Source organism: Collinsella sp. AK_207A (assembly GCF_902501965.1).
Lineage (GTDB): Bacteria > Actinomycetota > Coriobacteriia > Coriobacteriales > Coriobacteriaceae > Collinsella.
In genome coordinates, this window is the sequence record NZ_CABWID010000016.1 from 136,340 (window position 1) to 154,144 (window position 17,805).

The 17,805-nt window shown below is 69.3% G+C and carries 14 protein-coding genes and 1 tRNA gene; 12 read left to right on the forward strand and 3 right to left on the reverse strand.

What is annotated here, in order from left to right:
* Window positions 1-2 precede the first annotated feature (2 nt).
* The 5 genes from GDJ97_RS06270 (at window position 3) to GDJ97_RS06290 (ending at window position 6,017) form a co-directional block, all read left to right on the forward strand.
* Window positions 3-1,133 carry an ABC transporter ATP-binding protein gene (locus tag GDJ97_RS06270; protein ID WP_152070441.1) on the forward strand — a complete coding sequence of 377 codons (1,131 nt, stop codon included), beginning with the start codon at window positions 3-5 and terminating at the stop codon, window positions 1,131-1,133.
* 1 nt (window position 1,134) lies between these two features.
* Entirely contained in the window at window positions 1,135-2,163 is a 1,029-nt protein-coding gene (locus GDJ97_RS06275) for an ABC transporter ATP-binding protein (protein ID WP_152070442.1), read from the forward strand.
* A 561-nt stretch (window positions 2,164-2,724) separates the two neighbouring features.
* A tRNA-Leu gene (locus GDJ97_RS06280) sits at window positions 2,725-2,814 on the forward strand.
* A gap of 93 nt (window positions 2,815-2,907) precedes the next feature.
* Window positions 2,908-5,268 (forward strand): SpoIIE family protein phosphatase, encoded by a 2,361-nt coding sequence (locus GDJ97_RS06285; RefSeq protein WP_152070443.1) that lies wholly within the window; start codon window positions 2,908-2,910, stop codon window positions 5,266-5,268.
* 29 nt (window positions 5,269-5,297) lie between these two features.
* Window positions 5,298-6,017 (forward strand): anti-sigma factor antagonist, encoded by a 720-nt coding sequence (locus tag GDJ97_RS06290; protein WP_152070444.1) that lies wholly within the window; start codon window positions 5,298-5,300, stop codon window positions 6,015-6,017.
* Window positions 6,018-6,266: 249 nt separating this feature from the next.
* Here GDJ97_RS06290 and GDJ97_RS06295 read toward each other — a convergent pair whose 3' ends face one another.
* Window positions 6,267-7,526, reverse strand: coding sequence for a M20 family metallopeptidase (locus tag GDJ97_RS06295; RefSeq protein ID WP_152070445.1), 1,260 nt, complete (start codon window positions 7,524-7,526; stop codon window positions 6,267-6,269).
* A gap of 211 nt (window positions 7,527-7,737) precedes the next feature.
* On the opposite strand from GDJ97_RS06295, the gene GDJ97_RS06300 reads away from it, so the two are divergent.
* The 6 genes from GDJ97_RS06300 (at window position 7,738) to GDJ97_RS06325 (ending at window position 15,412) form a co-directional block, all read left to right on the forward strand.
* On the forward strand, window positions 7,738-10,230 hold the full coding sequence (locus GDJ97_RS06300) for a U32 family peptidase (protein ID WP_152070446.1): 2,493 nt from the start codon (window positions 7,738-7,740) through the stop codon (window positions 10,228-10,230).
* Window positions 10,230-10,970 (forward strand): RluA family pseudouridine synthase, encoded by a 741-nt coding sequence (locus tag GDJ97_RS06305; RefSeq protein ID WP_152070447.1) that lies wholly within the window; start codon window positions 10,230-10,232, stop codon window positions 10,968-10,970. The genes GDJ97_RS06300 and GDJ97_RS06305 overlap by 1 nt, the downstream gene beginning before the upstream one ends.
* 80 nt (window positions 10,971-11,050) lie before the next feature.
* Complete coding sequence (locus GDJ97_RS06310; protein ID WP_152070448.1) at window positions 11,051-11,764, forward strand: DUF554 domain-containing protein; 714 nt, start codon at window positions 11,051-11,053, stop codon at window positions 11,762-11,764.
* 42 nt (window positions 11,765-11,806) lie between these two features.
* Window positions 11,807-13,423 (forward strand): FAD-binding oxidoreductase, encoded by a 1,617-nt coding sequence (locus GDJ97_RS06315; RefSeq protein WP_193221338.1) that lies wholly within the window; start codon window positions 11,807-11,809, stop codon window positions 13,421-13,423.
* Window positions 13,416-14,222: an electron transfer flavoprotein subunit beta/FixA family protein gene (locus GDJ97_RS06320; RefSeq protein WP_226808872.1), complete on the forward strand. Its 807-nt coding sequence runs from the start codon at window positions 13,416-13,418 to the stop codon at window positions 14,220-14,222. Before GDJ97_RS06315 ends, GDJ97_RS06320 begins: the two co-directional genes overlap by 8 nt.
* Window positions 14,219-15,412 (forward strand): FAD-binding protein, encoded by a 1,194-nt coding sequence (locus tag GDJ97_RS06325; RefSeq protein WP_152070450.1) that lies wholly within the window; start codon window positions 14,219-14,221, stop codon window positions 15,410-15,412. The genes GDJ97_RS06320 and GDJ97_RS06325 overlap by 4 nt, the downstream gene beginning before the upstream one ends.
* Window positions 15,413-15,492: 80 nt before the next feature.
* On the opposite strand, the gene GDJ97_RS06330 is transcribed toward GDJ97_RS06325, so the two are convergent.
* Window positions 15,493-15,855: a branched-chain amino acid transporter permease gene (locus tag GDJ97_RS06330; protein WP_226808873.1), complete on the reverse strand. Its 363-nt coding sequence runs from the start codon at window positions 15,853-15,855 to the stop codon at window positions 15,493-15,495.
* Window positions 15,856-16,013: 158 nt separating this feature from the next.
* On the opposite strand from GDJ97_RS06330, the gene GDJ97_RS06335 reads away from it, so the two are divergent.
* Window positions 16,014-16,769 carry a cyclase family protein gene (locus GDJ97_RS06335; RefSeq protein ID WP_152070451.1) on the forward strand — a complete coding sequence of 252 codons (756 nt, stop codon included), beginning with the start codon at window positions 16,014-16,016 and terminating at the stop codon, window positions 16,767-16,769.
* A 30-nt stretch (window positions 16,770-16,799) separates the two neighbouring features.
* Here GDJ97_RS06335 and GDJ97_RS06340 read toward each other — a convergent pair whose 3' ends face one another.
* Complete coding sequence (locus tag GDJ97_RS06340; RefSeq protein WP_152070452.1) at window positions 16,800-17,729, reverse strand: HD domain-containing protein; 930 nt, start codon at window positions 17,727-17,729, stop codon at window positions 16,800-16,802.
* Window positions 17,730-17,805: the final 76 nt, after the last annotated feature.

The window sequence follows — 17,805 nt, forward strand, 5'->3', positions numbered from 1 at the left end:
CTATGTTTGGTAAATCCAAGACGGTCGACACCTCCCAGGACCTCAAGAACCAGCCGGTTCCCGAGGGGCATCATCTGCTGGAGGTCGATGACCTCAAGATGTACTTCCACACCGAGGACGGCGTGGTGCGCGCGGTCGACGGCGTGTCCTACACGCTGGACCGCGGCGAGACCCTCGGCGTGGTGGGCGAGTCCGGTTCGGGCAAGTCCGTCACCCATATGACCATGATGGGCCTCATCCCCATGCCTCCGGGAAAGATTGAGGGCGGGTCTGTGTTCTACCGCGGGCACGACCTGCTCAACATGCCCGAGGCGCAGATGCAGCACGTGCGCGGCAACGACATCGCCATGATCTTCCAGGACCCCATGACCAGCCTGAACCCGGTCTACAAGATCGGCAAGCAGGTGGGGGAGGGCCTGCGCCTGCATCGAGGCTACTCCAAGGAGCAGGCGCTGAAGCGCGCCGTTGAGCTTCTTGACGCCGTGGGCATCCCCGAGCCCGAGAAGCGCGTGAACGAGTATCCGCACCAGTTCTCAGGCGGTATGCGTCAGCGCGTGATGATTGCCATGGCGCTCGCCTGCGACCCCGACATCCTCATCGCCGACGAGCCGACCACGGCGCTCGACGTGACGATCCAGGCACAGATCATCGAGCTCATGCAGGAGATGCAGGAGAAGAACGGCAACGCCATCGTCATGATCACGCACGACCTGGGCGTGGTGGCCGACATCGCGGACAAGATCATGGTCATGTACGCCGGCCGCCCGGTGGAGTTCGGCACCGCTGACGAGATCTTCTACGAGAGCCGCCATCCCTACACCTGGGGCCTCATCCGCAGCATCCCCGAGCAGGCGACGGACGAGAAGAAGCCGCTCACGCCGATTCACGGCAATCCGCCGGCGCTCTCCAACCTGCCCAAGGGCTGCGTGTTCAGCCCGCGCTGCCCGTACGCCACGGACAAGTGCCGCGCTGAGCGCCCCGAGCGCTTCGAGACCGGCACCGGCCACTACGCCGCGTGCCATTACGCGGGCGATGCCGACTTCATCAAGAAGAACGCGCCCGATACCTCGCGCTCCCGTAAGGTGAGCGTGGCCATGCTCGATCAGGAAGAGACGAAGGGAGGCGAGGCGTAAGATGGCATTCGATACCTCTCAGGGTCCCTTGCTGAAGGTCGAGCACCTCACCAAGGAGTTCCCCGCCGGTTCCGGCGTCTTCGGCGGCCGCTTCTCCAAGTCCGTGGTCTCTGCCGTGAACGACGTCTCGTTCGAGATCTACCCCGGCGAGACCTTCGGTCTGGTGGGCGAGTCCGGCTGCGGTAAGTCCACCACCGGTCGCACCATCATGCGCCTCAACCGCCCCACCTCGGGCAAGGTGTTCTTCCAGGGTCGCGACGTGGCCGCCATGAACCATCGCGAGCTCAAGGCTATGCGTCGCGACATGCAGTTCATCTTCCAGGACCCCTACGCGAGCCTGAACCCCCGCATGACCATCGGCGAGATCATCTCAGAGCCGATGACCATCCACGGTGTGGGCACCATGGAAGAGCGCATGGAGACCGTGCGCGAGCTGCTCGACGTGGTCGGCCTGAACCCCGAGCATATCAACCGCTATCCGCATGAGTTCTCGGGCGGTCAGCGCCAGCGCGTGGGCATCGCCCGCGCCTTCGCCCTCAAGCCCAAGCTGATTATCTGCGACGAGCCGGTCTCCGCCCTCGACGTGTCCATTCAGGCCCAGGTGCTCAACCTGCTGAAGGACCTGCAGGACCGTTACGGCACGGCCTACCTGTTCATCGCGCACGACCTCTCGGTTGTGCAGCACATCTCCGACCGCGTGGCCGTGATGTACCTAGGCAAGATGGTGGAGGTCTCCGACTGGAAGACGCTCTACACCGAGCCGCATCACCCCTACACGCAATCGCTGCTCTCTGCGGTGCCGGTGCCCGATCCGGACATCCAGAAGACGCGCAAGCGCATCATCCTAGCCGGTGACCCGCCCTCGCCGATCGATCCGCCGACGGGATGCCGCTTCCACACGCGCTGTCCGATCGCTCAGGCCAAGTGCTCGCAGGAGCAGCCCGAGTGGCGCGAGGTGGCGCCGGGTCATTTCTGCGCGTGCCACTTTGCGTCGCCGTTCCCCATCAAAGAGTCGCACATCGACCTGTAACGCTTGTCCGGTGACGCCCCATCCTCCGCTCAACCTCGCTGCTGAGGTCGCGAAGGACGGGGCGTCATCCGATGCTTTCACGGTTGCGTGCTTTGGAAAGTAATAATCTTGTTGCGCGTCTGGCTTTGTCGGACGCGCTTCTTGTATAGGTCGTATTCGAAACAGGCATGCAAGCGCATCGTGCGTGCGAGTACATGGAGTGAATTCACTTGGGGTATCGCCTTTCCCGACCTTGCATGGAGGGGACACATGATCTGCAGGGATTTTCAGAGCCTGAAGCTATTGGCGTTGGGGCTTGGCTGCATGCGCCTGCCCAAGAGCGGGCCGGCGGACGAGGATATCGACGTGGCGGCGACCCCGGGATTGCATCGGCTGCGGCGCCTGCGCGTCCGTCTTCCCGCGGGGTATCGACATTCCCGGTATCATGACCGACTTCGCGGAGCGCCTGGCGGGCTGCTTCGAGCAGGTAGATGGGGGTTCGTGGGCGCGAGGCAAAAAAGTTCAAAAAAGTCCTTGCGCCATCGAGATGCCTTAGGCTACTATATCCCTTGCTGAAACCACGTCGGAGTGGCGGAATTGGCAGACGCGCTAGCTTGAGGTGCTAGTGACCAAATTGCGGTCATGCGGGTTCAAGTCCCGCCTCCGACACCATCGCATTCAAGGAGCCTCTTCGGAGGCTCTCTTTGTATCTGTATCGGGCGGCGTGGGCGCACCGACCGTGGCCGCCGGTAGGGGAGGCGGCCCATGGAATCCATCTCCGAACGCGAGCTCGCGCAGGTTGCGCGCCTGGTTGAGATCACGAGCGACGCCGTTGCCCTCTGCTCGCTCGATGGCGACATCAAACACGTGAACGAGCAGTTCCTGGCGCTCATGAACGAGGGCCGGTCCCGTGTGGCGGGAACGGATATCAAAGATCTGGTCTTCTCCGAGCGCTTCGAGCGCGCCGAGGGCCACAAGCTGCCCTTCACGCTCGACGGGTCCGATAACACGAACATGCTGAAGCTCGCCGACGGTTCGTTCATCCCCGTGCGCGTGCGCGCCATGGAGATCGTGCCGCGCAGCCTGCTCGGCGGCGCGCGCCGGCGGAACCAGCGGGTGCTGGTGGCGGTGCGCAGCCTGGAGGAGCAGTACGCCCACGACCGCCAGACGCAGCGCCTGCTCTCGCAGCTGCGCTCCGCCAACAAGCGGCTCCAGGGCACGCTCTCCATCATCATGTCCACCGTGGGCGCCGACAACATGCCCAAGCTCCTGGGCGAGGTCCTGAATCGCCTGGTGAACACCTTGGACGCGGACGGCTCCACCATCTACTTTGCCGAGAGCGGCGGCTTCAAGCTGCGGGGCACCTCGCGCTCGCTCATCGAGGGACATGCCTACGTGCCGGACTTCGTGCCCTTTGGCGCCGGCACCTCCACCTACGTGCTGCGCGCGGGCCATGCCTGCCGCTTCTCCATCGTTCCGCCCGACGGGCGCGGTTGCTCCTGCACGTTCTACGATCTGGACACGCGGGTCTCCACGCCCCTTCGCCTGGCGGACACCCCGCCCTTCAAGACGATGCTCGCGGCCCCGGTGTTCTTTGGCACGAAGGTGCTCGGCATCCTGGAGCTCGGGTGGCACCGGCCCACCAAGCCCCGTCCGAGCGACCTGCGCGTTCTCGAGGTCATCTGCGACTACCTCTCCATCGAGCTCGTGGGGCTCGTGAGCAACTTGCGCGCCCAGCGCACGGCCGAGCTCACGCGCGCTCTCAACCGGCTGCGCGATGCCATGTTCTCGGCCGAGGGGGACCGTGCCGTCGTGTGGCGCCAGATGGAGGAGGAAGTCGGCCGGACGCTCGCCTGCCATGTGTGCCCCGTCGTCCGCGACCGCAGGCACGAGGTGTACGTGGTGGACTTTGAGGGCGGTAGCCGCGTGGTGCTGCCGGGCGGCATCGAGGAGACGTTCTTCTCCACGGTGGCGCCCGCGTCGCGCGCCGGCGCCGTCCTGCGCGACACCGTGCCGGGACCCGCCGACCTGGTGGGGGAGAGCCATCCCCTCGCCCACGTGCGGCTCACGCGCGTGGACCGCATCTCGCGAACCGGCCATTGGCTCGAGGACCACGGGCTGCCCTGCCAGGGTGTGTTCATGGACCTGGGCCCCGACGCCCTGGACACCGAGGACGAGGAGCCGGCGGGCGAGGCGGCGCCGGCCGCGCTCGCCGTGCGCGGCCGGGGCGTTCCGCACCGCTTCCTCCTCTTCCTGCGCGATGCCAGCCAGGAGCCCATCGACGACATGGAATACGACTTCCTCGAGCGCCTGGCGCACGACTACGAGCTCATGGATTCCGGCGAGCGCGGGCGCGAGTCCGACCGGCGCATCGCCCAGGCGCTGCAGGTGGGCATGCGGAACGACCTGGGACGCGTGCCCGGTATCCGGAGCGATGCGCTCTACTCCTCGGCGACCAAGCAGGCGCTCGTGGGCGGTGACTTCTACACGCTCATACGGCTCCCCGACGAGCGCGCCGTCATGATCTTGGGCGACGTCTCCGGCAAGGGCGTGGAGGCTGCCTCCATGTCCGCGATGGCCAAGACGGCACTCTCCGCCTACGCCTGGGAGGGAATGTCCCCCGTCTCCATGGTGCGCGCGCTCAACCGCATGCTCTCGAGCTTCTCGCGCGTGGAGACCTTCGTGACGGTCTTCGTGGCCAAGATCGACCTGCGCGCGAAGATCGCCACCTACTGCTCGGCGGGGCACCCGCCCACTATGCTCGTGCGGCCGGGGCGCGAGGTGGAGCTCCTCACGATCCAGTCGGGCGTGGTGGGCGCCTTCGACACCATGCGCTACGAGGGCGGTTCCTTTACCTTCCAGACGGGCGACATCCTGTTCATGTACACGGACGGTGCGATCGAGGCGCGCGATGCCGCGGGCGCCTTCTTTGGCGAGCAGCGCCTGCGCGACCTGGTGCTCCAGGCGAGCGCGCACGGGGTGGACGGCCTCTGCGAGACGGTGCTGGACGCGCTCGACACCTTCACAGAGTCCGCGCTCGACGACGACGTGGCCCTGGTGGCGCTCGAGCTCGACGAGCCGGAGGCATCGAGCGGTCCGAGCGCGTCCCCGGCGATGGGCGATTAGGTCTCGAGCGGGTGGGGAACCATAGGCACATGAACGAGTGGAACGACATAGCGGTCCTGGCACCCACGGGCGATATCGACCTCGCCACGGTTCCCCTGTTGCGGGAGCAACTGGACGCGCTCATCCGCTCGCGCGTCCTGCGCGTGCTCGTGAGCTGCCAGAACGTGAGCTTCATCGATTCCTCGGGGCAGGCGCTCCTGCTCTCGCGCGCGCGGCGCCTCCAGCAGATGGGCGGCATGCTCTCGCTCGTGAACGCATCCGCCCAGGTGGCGCGCTTTCTGCAGATCGCCTGCCTGATCGACGTGCTGCACGTGAGCTCGGCCAACCGGCCGCCCGTTCCCGTGTTGGCGCCCGGCGCCATGCCCCTGTGGAGCCGTACGGTCCGCGTCAAGGACGGCGTGGAGCACCTGGGCGAGTACCGGCACCGGGTCTCCGCTGAACTCGAGGCGCTCGACATGCCCGAGGAGGCGCGCTTCGACGTGGCCCTGGCGGCGGGTGAGGCCCTCTCCAACGCCTACGACCACGGCGGCGGCTGCTGCGTCATGACCATGTGCGCGTACCCCGACCGCGTGGTCATCGAGGTGGGCGACGAGGGCACGGGGTTCCAGATCGCGCCTGATGAGGAAGTCACGCCCACGGAGGAGCGCGGGCGCGGCATCCGCCTAATGCGCATGCTCGTGGACGGCGTTGAGGTCCGGCGCCGCGAGGGCGGTCCCGGCACGGTGGTCCGCCTGATCAAGCTCCGCTAGTCGGGGGGATGCCGAGGCCGCGAGCGCCCGCGAGGCCGGCGGTGCGCGCGGCGCGGAGGACGCGCGGGGCGGCCGCGAGGAAGATGGCGAGGCAGGCGACGAACATGGCGCGCGGCGTCACCGTCACGAGTTCCTGGGCCGACCACAGCTCAAGAAACGCGAGAACCCCCAGAAAGAGGAGGTTCCAGAGCACGGTGGGAAGGTTCTCCCGCCCGTATCGGCGCACCTCGGCGATGTGGAAGGCAGCGCCTACTCCGCCAGGAAGTCCAGGGCGTAGCGGGCGGCCACCATGGAACCCTTGGCAAGCACGGACTCGTCCACCTTGTAGTAGCAGCTGTGCTGCGCAAAGGTGGCGCCGATGGCGGGGTTGCGCGTGCCCACGAAGGCGAGGACGCCGGGGACCTCGCGCAGGTACCAGCTGAAGTCCTCGCCGGACATCGTGCCCTGGTAGCGGCCAACGCCCTCTTCGCCGAGCACCTTCACCACCGATGCCCGGCAGCGGGCAGCCGCCTCCGGCTGGTTCTCCACCTTGTAGTTCGCCACGGTGTAGTCGGTGAGCTTGGCCTCGGCGCCGAGCGCGGCCGCGGTGTGTACCACGATGCGCTCGATGAGGCCGGGCATGAGCTCGTGCGTGTTGTCGCTGTAGGTGCGCACGGTGCCCGCGAGGTACGCGGAGCCGGCGATGACGTTGCGCGCCGTGCCGCCGTGGATCTCGCCGATGGTGACCACCGCGGGCTCGTAGGGGGAGAGGTCGCGGCTCACGATGGTCTGCAGCGCGGTGACGATGGCGGAGACCGCCATGACGGCGTCCGCGCCCTTCTGCGGCATGGCGCCGTGGCAGCTCGTGCCCGTGACGTCGATGCGGAACCAGTCGGTGTTCGCCATGCGCGGGCCCGGCTCGCACGAGATGGTGCCGGCCTCCACCTCGCTCCAGATATGCATGGCGAAGACGCCGTCCACGCCCTTGGTGACGCCCGCGTCCATCATCATCTTGCCGCCCTGGCCGTTCTCCTCGGAGGGCTGGAAGACGATGCGGATCTCGCCGCGGATGTCATCGGTCATGTGGCGGAGGATCTGGCAGGCGCCGAGCATCATGGCGATGTGGCAGTCGTGGCCGCAGGCGTGCATGTAGCCCTCGTTCTCGCTGGCGAAGGGTTCGTTCGTCTGCTCGGTGACGGGCAGGGCGTCGATGTCGGCGCGCAGCAAGATGCGGCGGCGCGGCGTGCCGTCGGCCTTGTAGGCGTCCGGCGCGGTGCCGCGGAGCGTGGCGACGAGCCCGGTCTTCAACGGCTGCTCGTAGGGGATGTTCATGGCATCCAGCTGGTTGGCGATGTCCTGCGTGGTGCGGACCTCGTGGAGGCTCGGCTCCGGGTGGCGGTGGAAGTGCCGGCGCTGCTTGATGATGTAGGGCTCGAACTCGTGGGCGATGTCCTGGATGGCGCGGGTGACCTCGGCGTCCTCGCGCGCCTGGTGCGCGTCCATGATGTGCTGGGCGATGGTCTTGGCCATGGGGTGCCTGCCTTTCGCGGGGCGGTGCGTTTTCTCGGCACCATTATAGGCGGCGCGCCGGAGAGCGTGCGGCGCGCTGCGCATCTTGGATGTTGATGGGGACGCGCCTCGGCCCCGAACCGGGTGGATACGGTGCCGTATAATCTGGCGCCGAAGGAAACATGGTCGGGAACCAGCCGCGGTACCTTGCCGCGCGGGAGAAGGGGAGCACATGACGCAGGTCGCATCAACGGGGCAACGGGTGCGCACGCCGGAGCTGCTGGCGCCCGCCGGGAGCCCGGAGGCGTTCGCCGCGGCGCTCGCCGGCGGCGCGGATGCGATCTACCTCGGTCGTGGCGATTTCAACGCCCGCCGCAAGGCCCGCAACTTCTCGGACGACGAGTTCCGCGACGCGTGCCGGGCGGCCCATCTGGCGGGCGCACGCGTGTACGTGACGGTGAACATCGTCATCAAGGAGTCCGAGATGCCCGCCGCCCTGGAGCTCGTGCGCCACTGCACCGAGCTGGGGGCGGACGCGTTCATCATCCAGGACTGGGGGCTCCACGCCCTCGTGCGGCGGCTCATGCCCCAGGTGGAGACCCATATCTCCACGCAGGCGAACATCCACGACGCGCGGGGCGCCGCCTGGTGCCGCGCGGCGGGCGCCGAGCGCGTGACGCTCTCGCGCGAGCTCACGGTGGCCGAGATCGGCGAGATCTCCCGCGCATGCCCCGACCTCGACCTGGAGGTCTTCGCGCACGGGGCGATCTGCTTCAGCTACTCCGGCGTGTGCCTGCTCTCGAGCTTCTGCTGCGCAGGCCGTTCGGCCAACCGCGGCATGTGCGCGCAGCCGTGTCGCCTTCCCTACGAGCTGCTGGACGAGCAGGGCAGAACCATCAGCGCACCGGGACGCGAGCGCGCACTCTGCCCGCGCGACAACAACACGGTCGACCTGCTCCCCGACCTGCTCGAGGCCGGCGCGCACGCCCTCAAGCTCGAGGGCCGCATGAAGGCGCCCGACTACGTGCTCTCCGTGGTGGACGCCTACCGCCACCAGCTGGATGACATCCTGGCGGGGCGTGCGGTCGCGGCGGACGAGCGCGACCTGCGCGCGCGCCAGCTCAAGCGCGCCTTCAACCGCGACTTCACGAGCGCCTACCAGCACGGGCGCTCGGGCGACGAGATGATGAGCTATGAGCGCTCCAACAACCGCGGCCAGGTGGTGGGCGAGGTTCTGGGCTCCAAGACCGTGGGCTCCGGTCCCACGCGCTGCCCGGAGGACCGGCGGAACCGCGTGGCGATCGCGCGCATCCGGCTGTGGGAGCCCGTGGGCAAGGGCGACCTGGTGGAGATTCGCCATGACGATGAGTTCGACCGCTTCCTCACCTACACGGCGACGGAGGACGCACGGGCGGGCGAGGTCGTGGAGGCCCGGATCCCCCGCGCCATGCCTGCGGGGAGCCGCGTGCGGGTGATCCGCAGCGCCGAGGCCCTGAAGGCGGCCGCCGCCGTGGCCAAGCGCCCGGTGATGCGCAAGCGGGCGGTGCACGTGCGCGTGGTCGCTCGGATCGGCGAGCCGTTCGCGGTTGAGCTCGCCTGTGCGGACGATGCCTCGCTTGCCGCCCGCGCCGAAGGCGCCCCGGTGGAGTCGGCGCGGACGCGCGCCGTCTCCCAAGAGGACCTGGTGGAGCACGTGGGCCGCATGGGGTCGAGCCCCTTCGAGGCGGTCGGGTTTACCGTCGAGCTCGATTCCGGCGTCGGCCTGGGGTTCTCGGGCGTGCACGCGGTGCGCGCCGCGGCGTGCGAGGCGCTCGAGCGCCTGATTCTGAACCGGTGCCGGGTGGAGGTGCCCCGTCAGCTGGACCTCTCCGTGCTGGACGCGGACGCCGCCACCCAGATGGCGGGCGGGCGCGTGCCCGAGGTGTGCGCGATCGTTGCCTCGGTGGAGCTCGCCGAGGTGGCGCGGGCTGCGGGCGCCGCGCGCGTCTACGTGGGCACCGACGCCCTCGAGGAGGCGGGCGTCACCCCTGCGGAGGCCGCTCGCGACGGACTCGTCCCCGTGCTCGACGAGGTGTGCCGCGCGTCTGACCACGCCCGGTTGGACCCGTGGGTGCGCGCGGACGGCACCGTGGCCGTGGGCAACATCTCCGAGCTGGCGCTCGCCGCTGAGCGCGGGACGGTGGCCGAGGTCCGGAGCTGCATCCCCGTGCACAACGCGGCCTGCGCCCGCGCACTCGAGGCCGCCGGCGCCCGGGGCTTCTGGCTCTCGCCCGAGATCTCGCTCGACGAGTTGGAGGAGCTCGTGCCGCGGATCGGTGCGCCTGCGGGCGTGGTCGTCATGGGACGCCCCCGCGTGATGACGAGCGAGCACTGCATCCTGCAGGTGGCGAACCGCTGCATCCACGACTGCGCGCGCTGCGGGCTCCGGCACCGCCGGCTCTCGCTGAGAAACATCGACGGCAAGGAGCTTCCCGTGCGCACGGATATCCACGGGCGCTCGCACCTCTACGATTCCTTTCCGCTCGACCTCACGCCGCAGATGGGGCGCATGGCGGCCGCGGGCGTTACCCGCTTTGCCGTGGACGGCACCCTCATGGACGCCGCCGAGCTCGAGCGCGCGGTGGCCCGCGTGGTCCGGGCGGCGGACGCGGTGCGCGCGGGCAGGAAGCCGGCCAAGCGCCTGGCGGGCCACACGTCGGGCTGCCTCTACGTGGGAATCTCCTGATGGCGCGGGAGGGGTCCGCGCGGGCCTCGGCGCCCGAGTCCGTGCCTGAAGGTCTCATCGTCTACCGGGACGAGACACTGCTCGCGGCGGATAAGCCCGCCGGTATGATCGTGCACGGCGACGGCACGGGCACGCGCGCGCTCACGGATGCCGTGGCCGGCGCGCTCGGGGGTGACCCGGCCTCGACAGGCGAGCTCCAGGCGGTGAACCGCCTGGACCGGGATACCACGGGACTCGTGCTCTTCTCGCGCGCGAAGGCGGTGCAGCCCGCGCTCGACCGCCTGGTGGCCGAGCGCGCCGTGGAGAAGACCTACCTGGCCGCGGTGGCCGGTTCGGTCCCCTGGGAGCGCCGGACGTTCGAGCAGCCCATCGGCCGCGACCGCCACGACGCCCGGCGCATGCGCGTGAGCCGGACGGGCAAGCCGGCGCGGACCGATGCCCGCGTCCTCGCACGCCGCGCGTCCGGTTCCGACGGGCCCGCCGCAACGTTCCTGCTCGTGCGCCTGCACACGGGCCGCAAGCACCAGATCCGCGTGCACCTCGCCCATGCCGGCTTTCCGATCCTGGGCGATGCGCTCTACGGCGGCGCCGGCCGGTGGCACGGCGGCCTCATGCTCCATGCCTGGCGGCTCTCCCTCGCGCACCCCGTCACGGGTGAGCGCCTGAATCTGGAGGCACCCGAACCCGACCGGTTCCGTCGCCTGTTTCCCCATGCGGAGCTGCCGGCTCGGTCTCGGTAGCCCGGCCCGGTGTCCGGACCTCGGCCGCGGTGTGGCAGTGCTATCATCGACCGGTCGGGCATCGGGTGACAAGGACGGGTATGGTCGGTCTCGGAACACTCATCAACATGGGCCTCATCGTGGTCGGCGGCCTCGTCGGCATGGTGGGCGGTCGCTTCATCACCCCGCGCATCCAAGACGGCCTCATGAAGGCCGCTGCCGTCTGCGTCATGTTCGTGGGCCTCGCCGGCGCCATGCAGCAGATGCTCGCCGTCTCGGGCGCGGGCCTTACCAGCGGCGGGACCATGCGCATGCTCATCTCGCTCGCCGGGGGCACCGTCATCGGCGAGGCGGCGGATCTGGAGCGCTGGATGGAGCATTTCGGCGAGTGGCTCAAGGCCAAGACCGGCAACGCGCGCGACGGCGGCTTCGTGAATGCCTTCGTCACCTGCTCGCTCACCGTGTGCATCGGCGCCATGGCGGTGGTGGGCGCCATCCAGGACGGCGTGGCGGGCGACTGGTCCATGCTCGCCCTCAAGGGGGCACTCGACTGCGTGATCGTCTGCGTGATGAGCGCGAGCCTGGGGCGCGGCGCCATCTTCTCCGCCATTCCCGTGGGCATCTTCCAAGGTGCGATCACCCTCGCCGCTCACGCGCTCGAGGGCGTCATGACCACCGCCGCCGTGAACGGCCTCTCCATGGTGGGCGCCATTCTCATCTTCTGCGTGGGCGTGAACCTCATCTGGCCGAAGACGTTCCGTGTAGCCAATATGCTACCGAGTGTGTTCATCGCCGCGCTTCTTGCATTTGTGTAGAATGACGCAGATTACTTTACCTTGCTAAAGAGAGAAGCAAGCATGATCGATATCCATCCGCTGACCGCGGACTTCGAGGATTATCTGCGCGACGAGTCCCGCACGGTAGGGTCTGCGCAGAGCATCTCGTTCCCTGAATCGGAGGCCGAGGTCCGCGAGATCCTCGCTCGCACGGCGCCCTCGCCCGTGACCCTCCAGGGTGCCCGCACCGGCCTTGCCGCCGGCGCCGTGCCGGAGGGCGGGCACGTCATGAACCTGTCGCGCATGAACCGCTATCGGGGGCTGCACGTGGACGGGGAGACGGGTCGCTTCCACCTGTGCGTGGAACCCGGCGTGATTCTCTCGGAGCTGCGAAAGCGCCTGGCCAAGCGCGAGATTCCCGCCGCGGACTGGGACGAGGCGTCCCTCGCCGCGCTCGCTCGCTTCGAGCAGGCTCCCGCGCAGTTCTTCCCCACGGACCCCACCGAGGCCTCGGCCGAGCTGGGCGGCATGGCCGCCTGCAACGCGAGCGGGGCGCGCAGCTACCGCTACGGCGCCATGCGCGCGCACGTGAGCGCCGTGCGCGTGGTGCTGGCGACGGGCGACGTCCTGGCGCTGCGCCGCGGCGAGGCGCGGGCCCGCGGGCGCCGCCTGGACCTTACGTGCGAGGACGGGCGCTCCCTCTCGCTCGACCTGCCCACCTACGTCATGCCCGCGGTGAAGAACGCATCGGGCTACTACGTGGCCGACGACATGGACGCCGTGGATCTCTTCGTGGGCTCGGACGGCACGCTCGGCATCATCACCGAGCTGGAGCTCGAGCTCCTGCCCGTGCCGGCGGTGACCTGGGGCGTGAGCTGCTTCTTTGAGGACGAGTCCCAGGCGCTCGACTTCACGATCGCCGCGCGCCCGGTGCTCGGGGGCAGGGCGGCCGCGTTCGAGTACTTCGACGGGGCCGCGCTCTCCATCCTGCGCCGTCAGAAGTCCGCGAGCGCCGCGTTCTCCGGCCTGCCCCAGGTGCCCGAGCGCTATCGGGCCTGCGTCTTCGTGGAGCTGGAGTGCGATGACGAGGACCAGGCCCTGGAGAGCCTAGACGCCATCGGGCGCGCCATGGGCGAGGTGGGCGCGGACGAGCGCGACACCTGGGTCGCCCGCACGGACGTGGACCGCGAGTGCCAGCGGTTCTTCCGCCACGCGGTGCCCGAGAGCGTCAACATGCTCATCGACGAGCGCCGCCGCACCGATCCCGTCATCACCAAGCTGGGCAGCGACATGTCCGTGCCGGACGACCGCCTGCACGACGTGGTGGCCCTCTACCGTCGCACCCTTGCCGAGGCGGGCCTGGAGAGCGCGGCGTGGGGGCATATCGGTAACAACCACCTGCACGTGAACGTGCTCCCGCGCGACGCCGCGGACTACGCCGCCGGCAAGGAGCTCTTCAAGCGCTGGGCCGCGGAGGTCACCGCCATGGGCGGCGCGGTCTCGGCCGAGCACGGCGTGGGCAAGATGAAGCGCGACTTCCTGCTGACCATGTACGGGCCGGAGCACATCGCCGAGATGGCGCGGCTCAAGCGCCGGTTCGACCCCGAGGTGCGGCTGAACCGCGGCAACCTGTTCGCGGCGAGCGAGGCGGAGGGCCAGCCGGTTCCGGCGGCTTTTGCCGCGAAAGGGGATGAGTAGCATGCGGATCCTGGTCTGCGTGAAGGCCGTGCCCGGCTCCACCGAGGTGAAGATGGATCCCAAGACCAACACCATCGTGCGCGACGGCGGCTCGGCGGTCCTGAACCCGTTCGACGCCTCGGCGCTCGAGGTGGCGCTCGCGCTGAAGGACGCGGCCGCGGCCGGCGACCCCGTGCGCGTGACGGTGCTCTCCATGGGCATCCCCGCCACGGCGAAGATCCTCCGCGACTGCATCGCCCGCGGCGCGGACGATGCCATCCTGCTCTCGGACCGTGCCTTCGCCGGCGCCGACACGCTCGCGACCACCTACGCGCTCTCGTTGGGCGCCGCAGCGATGGGCGAGGCCCCCGACCTGGTACTCTGCGGCAAGATGGCCGTGGACGGCGATACCGCGCAGATCGGTCCCGAGCTGGCGGGCGCCCTCGGCATCCCCTGCGTGGCCGACGTGGCCGAGCTCGTCTCGCTCGCGGACGGCGCCCTCACCGTGCGCCATGCCACGGACGCGGGCGTGGCCACCGTGGAGCTCGCGCTGCCGGCCCTGCTCACGGTGGCGAAGGATATCGCCCAGCTGCGCATGCCGAGCATCGCGGGCGTGCGCGCCGCCGAGGACGCCCCCGTGCGTGTGCTCTCCGCCGCGGACGCCGGCGCCGATTCCGCACGGTGCGGACTCGCGGGTTCGCCCACGCAGGTGGTCCGCTCGTTCGTGCCGGAGCGCTCGGGCGCGGCGGAGCGCGTGGAGGGAACGGCGGCCGGGCAGGCCGCCAAGCTGGTCGATCTGCTGGGAGGCATGGGACTATGAGCGGACTCGTCGTCGATAGCGAACGGTGCATCGGGTGCGGCCGGTGCGTGCGCGCGTGCGGCTGCACGGGCATCGTGGTCGAGGGGCCGCGCGGGCGTCGGCTGGCCCGGCCCACGGATGCGTGCATCCTCTGCGCCTCCTGCGTGGACGCGTGCCCGGTTGACGCCATCTCCGTCGAGCGCGAGGAGGCCGGCGCGGCCGACCTGGCGAGCTACAGCGGGTACTGGGTCTTCTGCCAGACGGACGCGTCGGGTGCTCCGCTGCCGGTGGCGTTCGAGCTCATCGGCCGCGCGCGCGAGCTGGCGGACGCCCGCGGCTGCCGGCTGACGGCGCTCCTGCCGGCAGCCGCGAACGGGGCGGCCCCGCTCATCGCGGCGGGCGCGGACGAGGTGCTCTGCTGCGCCGACCCGCGGCTCGCGGACGATGACGTGGAGGTGTTCACCTCTTGGATCTGCCATCTGGCGGAGGAGCGCCGGCCCGAGGCCATCCTCTACGGCGCCACGGTCTTCGGTCGCGTGCTCGCGCCCGCCGTGGCGCAGCGCCTGCAGACCGGCCTTACCGCCGACTGCACCGTGCTCGACGTGGACGCGCAGGCAGGACTCCTCCAGCAGACGCGCCCGGCCTTCGGCGGCAACCTGATGGCGACGATCGTCTGCCCCGCGCACCGGCCCCAGATGGCGACCGTGCGCCCCGGCGTGTTCTCGGCCCCCGCGCCGGATGCGTCGCGCACCGGTTCGGTGGAGGAGGTCGCGCTCGGCGACGTGCCCGACGCGCGCGTGCGCAGCCTGGGCGTCGAGACCGCGGCCGCGCAAGACACCCTCACCGACGCCGACGTGCTCGTGGTGGTGGGCCGCGGCATCGGCTCCAAGAAGAACATCCCCCTCATGCAGCACCTAACCGACCTGCTGGGCGGCAAGCTCGGCTGCACGCGCCCGGTGGTGGAGACCGGCTGGCTCGAGTACTGGCACCAGGTGGGGCAGACCGGCGTCTCGGTGGCGCCCAAGGTGCTGCTGAGCGTGGGCGTCTCGGGCGCCGTGCAGCACCTGGCGGGCATCGGCGGCGCGGAGACGGTCATCGCCATCAACGAGGACCCCTCGGCCCCCATCTTCAATGCTGCGCACTACCGCGTGGAAGGCGACTGCATCGAGGTCGTGCGCGAGCTGGTGGCCCGGCTGGAGGCGCGCTCCTAGCCGTTTTCGGCCAGACGCTCCGAGGCTCTTGCTTGTGCGCGGGTCCCGCCGCCTGTGCGCGGACCCGCGCCTTTTTCGTCTTACACGAAAATCAGGTTCACGAGCACCATGTAGAGGGCCGTGGCGGTGAAGATGGAGAGCAGCATGTTGCGGCGCCAGAGGTAGGTGCCGCCCGCCACGAGGACGCCCGCCGCCTCGGGCACGCCGTGCGCGCCGGAAAGCCAGGCCACGTCTTTCAAGCAATAGACCACCAAGAAGGCGAAGACCACCACCGACATGAGGGCGGACGCCCACCAGGGGAATCCGAGCGAGACGACAAAGATGCCGCAGGTCATGCCTGTGAACAGAAAGCTCGCCAGAATGGGGATGGTGATGGGGAGGGCTGCGCGCAGTGCGTGCGCCACCGTGCCCTTCTCGCGCGTCTCGTCGTTCGCCTGCTCCATCGCGGCCCCTTTCTCCGGTCATTTCGCAGCCGCCCAGCATAGCAGATGGCAAATATCCGGTAATCCTACTGCAATAGTCTGTTATATGCCAACGATTGCGTACAAGGATGCGCTACCATAGGGGCGTCGCACGTAACTTCACTTGAAAGGAGCGCGCCATGAGCCTGTGGCACGAACTCGAGACGCTGAAGAAGGGCACCTGGGTGGAGCTCTCGCACCCGCTGACGAACGAGAGCCCGTACTGGGGCGGCATGCCGGACGGCGTGGTCGACCTCTGCAACACCGTGTTCGACTACGACTCCGAGATCCTTTCCTGCCGTATCCAGACCTACAAGTTCCCCGGCCAGTTCGGCACGCACGTGGACTTCCCGAGCCACTTCACGGCCGGCAAGGTGGGTTCCGAGGCGTTCGGCGGCGCGCAGATGGTGCTGCCGCTCTGCGTGATCGACCTCACGGGCAAGGTTGCCGCCGAGGGTCCGGACACCGCGGTGACCGTTGAGGACATCAAGGCCTGGGAGGCCGAGCACGGCCGCGTCCCGGAGGGCGCCTTCGTGGCCCTGCGCACCGACTGGTCCAAGCGCTGGCCCGATAACGACGCGCTCAACAACTTCGACGCCGAGGGCGGCGAGCACTGCCCCGGTTGGTCGCTGCCGGCGCTCCAGTTCCTCTACGAGGAGCGCGGCATCGCCATGAACGGCCACGAGACCTTCGACACCGACGCGTCCTACCTGGCCGTGGAGGCGGACGACCTGGCCTGCGAGCGCTGGGTGCTCGACAACGGCCACCTGCAGGTGGAGGTCATGGCCAACCTGGACCAGGTGCCCGCCACGGGCGCCATCGTCTTCGTGTTCTGGCCGCGCATCGAGGAGGCCACGGGCCTGCCGGCGCGCGTGGTGGCCGTCTTCGACGAATAGCCCGAACGCCTGAAAACCCGAGCGCCCTCCCTAGTGGGAGGCGAGCCAGCGGCGCATCTCGGCGGTGAGTTCCGCCCAGGTGCGCCGCGTTGTCTCGAGCACGAACGGCCGGGTGATGCCGAAGGGGCGCTCGAGACCGCGCAGCAGGTAGCCCTGCTCCCGGGCGATGCACAGGCTTTCGGGGTACACGAGCTCGAAGGCGAGCGCGATGGTGCCCACGTGCATGTCGAGCGGGGTCTCGCGCTCGTTGCGGGCGAGGCAGCGGTGCTCCAGGAACGCGCGGCGGGCCGGCTCGCTCACGTAGCTCGCCAGGAACTCGTCCTCGCTCACGCCGAGCACCGTCTGGGTGGTGTTCTCGAACCCGCTCGTGCGGAAGATGTCCACCTTGTCCGCGTCGCGCACGATCTGGCAGAAGCATCGCGCGCGCTCGTCCAGGGAATCCGGCAGCCGAAAATCGCTGTGGAGGCCCACGGCGGTGCGGATGAGGTCGTCTTGGGCCCGGTCGTCCAGGAAGGACTCGATGCGTCCGCTGCCGGGCTCGTCCGCCTGCGCGGGGTGCGACACGGGAACCGGGTGCGCGAGCTCGGGGGCGTTGATGCGCAGGGCGGGGGTGGAACCCGTTCTGGCGCCCTCGCCGGCGGCCGCGTTGCCCTCGCCCGCGCCGTAGTCGCCGAAGAGCACCTCCACGCCGATGGCCGGATGGCTTGCGGATCGGGCGTCCGAGAACGTGTCCCAGCGGCGGAGCTGCTCAAAGCGGCCGATATCGTGCAGCAGGCAGCAGAGCCAGGCGAGGTCGAGCTCGTCGCCGGCAAGGCCCAGGGACCGGGCGATGCGCTCGCCCGCCGCGGCCACGCGGTAGGTGTGCCCCACCTTGAGGGCGATGCGCGGGTTCTTGATGTCGTAGGGGGCAACGTAGGCGGAAAACGCCCGCCGCGCCCGATCGCGGTCGATGAGTGCCATAGGCTCCACCCTTCCTGCAGCTGTGGGATTTGATGATACGCCCCCGCTGCGCGCCCGTTCGCGGCGGGCTATGCCG

Bases quoted from the DNA above. Each gene is read 5' to 3' on its own strand.
- GDJ97_RS06270 (WP_152070441.1), top strand. From the start codon at position 3: ATGTTTGGTAAATCCAAGACGGTCGACACCTCCCAGGACCTCAAGAAC.
- GDJ97_RS06275 (WP_152070442.1), top strand. From the start codon at position 1,135: ATGGCATTCGATACCTCTCAGGGTCCCTTGCTGAAGGTCGAGCACCTC.
- GDJ97_RS06285 (WP_152070443.1), top strand. From the start codon at position 2,908: ATGGAATCCATCTCCGAACGCGAGCTCGCGCAGGTTGCGCGCCTGGTT.
- GDJ97_RS06290 (WP_152070444.1), top strand. From the start codon at position 5,298: ATGAACGAGTGGAACGACATAGCGGTCCTGGCACCCACGGGCGATATC.
- GDJ97_RS06295 (WP_152070445.1), bottom strand. From the start codon at position 7,526: ATGGCCAAGACCATCGCCCAGCACATCATGGACGCGCACCAGGCGCGC.
- GDJ97_RS06300 (WP_152070446.1), top strand. From the start codon at position 7,738: ATGACGCAGGTCGCATCAACGGGGCAACGGGTGCGCACGCCGGAGCTG.
- GDJ97_RS06305 (WP_152070447.1), top strand. From the start codon at position 10,230: ATGGCGCGGGAGGGGTCCGCGCGGGCCTCGGCGCCCGAGTCCGTGCCT.
- GDJ97_RS06310 (WP_152070448.1), top strand. From the start codon at position 11,051: ATGGTCGGTCTCGGAACACTCATCAACATGGGCCTCATCGTGGTCGGC.
- GDJ97_RS06315 (WP_193221338.1), top strand. From the start codon at position 11,807: ATGATCGATATCCATCCGCTGACCGCGGACTTCGAGGATTATCTGCGC.
- GDJ97_RS06320 (WP_226808872.1), top strand. From the start codon at position 13,416: ATGAGTAGCATGCGGATCCTGGTCTGCGTGAAGGCCGTGCCCGGCTCC.
- GDJ97_RS06325 (WP_152070450.1), top strand. From the start codon at position 14,219: ATGAGCGGACTCGTCGTCGATAGCGAACGGTGCATCGGGTGCGGCCGG.
- GDJ97_RS06330 (WP_226808873.1), bottom strand. From the start codon at position 15,855: ATGGAGCAGGCGAACGACGAGACGCGCGAGAAGGGCACGGTGGCGCAC.
- GDJ97_RS06335 (WP_152070451.1), top strand. From the start codon at position 16,014: ATGAGCCTGTGGCACGAACTCGAGACGCTGAAGAAGGGCACCTGGGTG.
- GDJ97_RS06340 (WP_152070452.1), bottom strand. From the start codon at position 17,729: ATGGCACTCATCGACCGCGATCGGGCGCGGCGGGCGTTTTCCGCCTAC.